4 protein-coding genes are annotated in these 2,628 nt (G+C 57.2%); 1 reads left to right on the top strand and 3 read right to left on the bottom strand.

Annotated elements, in window-relative coordinates:
* From GXX82_10465 to GXX82_10455, 3 genes are all read right to left on the bottom strand, one after another.
* Positions 1 to 679: hypothetical protein (locus GXX82_10465; protein NLT23459.1), on the bottom strand; the 679-nt coding region annotated here is incomplete at its 3' end.
* Entirely contained in the window at positions 679 to 1,128 is a 450-nt protein-coding gene (locus tag GXX82_10460) for a DUF2507 domain-containing protein (GenBank protein ID NLT23458.1), read from the bottom strand. The genes GXX82_10465 and GXX82_10460, both read right to left, overlap by 1 nt.
* A gap of 62 nt (positions 1,129 to 1,190) precedes the next feature.
* Positions 1,191 to 1,994, bottom strand: coding sequence for an inositol monophosphatase (locus GXX82_10455; protein ID NLT23457.1), 804 nt, complete (start codon positions 1,992 to 1,994; stop codon positions 1,191 to 1,193).
* Positions 1,995 to 2,080: 86 nt separating this feature from the next.
* On the opposite strand from GXX82_10455, the gene GXX82_10450 reads away from it, so the two are divergent.
* The coding region (locus tag GXX82_10450) for a galactose-1-phosphate uridylyltransferase (protein ID NLT23456.1) at positions 2,081 to 2,628 on the top strand (548 nt) is incomplete at its 3' end.

Genomic DNA, 2,628 nt, shown 5'->3' with positions numbered 1-2,628 from the left:
TGTAACCCAGACCGTTATCGGTGCCCGAGGAGATCGTGACGGAGCCACCCTTCGGCATGGCCTGCGCGGCATTGTTGATGAGATTGACGAGTGCCTGCTGGATGTGGATCCTGTCAACACGGACAATCACGGGCTCCGCGCTTCGGCGGACCTCAACGGTCACGTTCTTGAAACGTGTGAGGTGGTGTTCCATAAAAAGGACGGTGTCGTCGACGATGTCGTGGAGATCACATTCCTCCCTTCTCGGTTCGTCCATCCGGGAGAAATCGAGGAGTTTCATCAGGACGTTCGCCAGGCGGCCCGCTTCCTGGTCTATCATCGCGGCATAACGCCTGATCCGGTCAACATCTCCTGTCTTTTCAATCCTCTTCGCGAAACCCTGAATGGAAATGAGGGGATTCTTGATCTCATGGGCGATGGAGCCGGCGAGTTCACCCAGGGAGGAGAGCTTGTTCGCCCTTACGAGCTCTCCCTCGAAACGCTTTATCCGCTCTTCGCGGAGGCGAAGGGCTTTGAGCTTTTCGTTGAGGACGGCGTAGACATCATTGAGTTCCTTTATGTTTTTTTCGAGGAGGGTGTTACGCGCCGTGGAAAGGCTTTTCTCCTCCTCCAGAGCGATCTCAAGGTCCCTCGTCCGGTCCGGTGTCCCGGTCCGCCTCTTTTTCCCCTGTCGCGTCATCAGTAAAAGAAGACCTCAAACTCGCAATAATTGAAGCCCGCGGACCAACTCTTGGTCTGTGTTGACCTGGCTTTCTTCCCGTAAACGTTCTCGAGGAGTCCCGCGATGATCCCGCTTTCCATGTCGCAGAACATCTCGCCCGTGTATGTGAATCCGGCGCAGGTTATGCATTCGAAGAGCTTCACGGTGACGTGGTCCTCGTCGACGATCGCCACCTCGGGGATCCCGATCTTGAGGTTCCGTATCGTCTCGGAAAACTCTTCCACGGTCCGCACGGGAAGCATGTTGCCGACCTTCTTCCCCATCATGTAGAGAGTGGCCCCCGATGTCTCGCCGAGGATGCTGCGCATGCCTATGATCCGCAGGATCCGGAACAGGAGGAGAGGCACTTCCTCCCCCAGTTGCGGGCGCACTATGCTCTTGATATCGTCGACGACATAGTCTTTCATGTGATGTCCTCCACCGGTACTTCGCCCCCCTGTTTTCCGGCCTCCCGGGTCTTCCTGTCCAGTTACGGCATCTTTTCGTTCGGGCCGGACGGCAGATCTCTTCCGATGACCTCCGTCATGGCCTCCTGGATGAGACCATTTGAAGCGATGACTCCGCCCCCGTAAATGTTGAATCTCCCGCCCGAAATGCTCGACAGGGAGCCCCCGGCCTCTTCCACGATGAGCGCGCCCGCCGCGAGGTCCCAGGGGTTGAGAGATATCTCCCAAAAGCCGTCGAAACGCCCGCACGCCACGTAGCTGAGGTTCAGGGCCGCCGAGCCGTCTCTTCGGACAGCCTGGGCCTCGTAAAGGAAATCCACGAAGTGATCGATGTTGTTGTCAGGGTTGGTGGTGATATCGTAGGGGAACCCCGTGCTGAGGAGCGATGCCTTGAGGTGCCGGACCGACGAGACGCGTATCCTGTTGCCGTTGAGATAGGCGCCCATCCCCCGGACCGCGACAAAAAGCTCATCCATGATGGGGCCGTAGACGACTCCGACGACCACGGTACCCTTGACCTCGTAGGCGATGGAGGTGCAGAAAAAGGGATATCCGTGGGCGTAGTTCGTCGTGCCGTCGATGGGATCCACGATCCACCGGTTCCTGTCTCCCTCGAAAAGGTTCGGTTTTTCCTCGGCGATGATGTCATCTTCAGGAAAACGCTCTTTCATCACCGATACGATCATTTCCTGGCAGGCTATATCGACGTCGGTGACGAGGTTTATCTCACCCTTGTGATGGATGGCAAAGTCTTCCTTGAGGGAATCCTTCTGCATCCGTCCCGACGCGAGCGCCAGTTCGACAGCCGTCTGCAAAGGGTCTTTCATACCTGGTAATTCTAATCGATAATTTCTTTCATTTGCAAGGAAACAGTGAATTGACAATGTCCGGCATGTAGTCTATTATTTCGGGAATGGCGGAACTCAGGCGAGACCCTCTCACGGGGAACTGGGTAGTCGTGGGATATGGCGGCTCAAAGTCAAGCGGAACGGGTGTTTGTCCCTTCTGTCCGGGTCACGAGTCGATGACCCCGCCGACCATCCGCGAATACACAGACGACCGCGGCGACTGGCTGGTCAGGTGCTTTTCCGCCTCCAACCCCATCTTTGTTATCGAGGTCGCCGAGGACAGACGGGGTGAGGGCCTCTACGACAAGATGGGCAACGTCGGCGCCCACGAGATAATCGTCGAGAACCGGTCCCATTCGCGGACGGTGTCGATGTACAGCAAACAGGAACTGCTGTTGGTCCTCAACATGTACCGGGACCGCATAGTCGATCTCAAGGGAGACACCAGGTTCAAGCATGTGCAGGTGTTCAAGAACCACGGCGAACTGGCGGGGTCGTACCTCCTCCATCCCCACTCCCACGTGCTGGCGACGCCGATCGTTCCGGCCCGGGTTTCCCGGGAGGTCATCACGACACGCAGCCACTTCATGCAGAAAGAGAGGTGCCTTCTCTG

Origin of the sequence: Syntrophorhabdus sp., assembly GCA_012719415.1 — a bacterium.
GTDB lineage: Bacteria > Desulfobacterota > Syntrophorhabdia > Syntrophorhabdales > Syntrophorhabdaceae > Delta-02.
The sequence above is the reverse complement of the archived record's forward strand: the minus strand, read 5'-3'. Positions and strand labels throughout refer to the sequence as shown.

What these genes read in the sequence shown, in the direction of transcription:
- GXX82_10460 (NLT23458.1), bottom strand. Translation starts at nt 1,128, where the DNA reads ATGAAAGACTATGTCGTCGACGATATCAAGAGCATAGTGCGCCCGCAA.
- GXX82_10455 (NLT23457.1), bottom strand. Translation starts at nt 1,994, where the DNA reads ATGAAAGACCCTTTGCAGACGGCTGTCGAACTGGCGCTCGCGTCGGGA.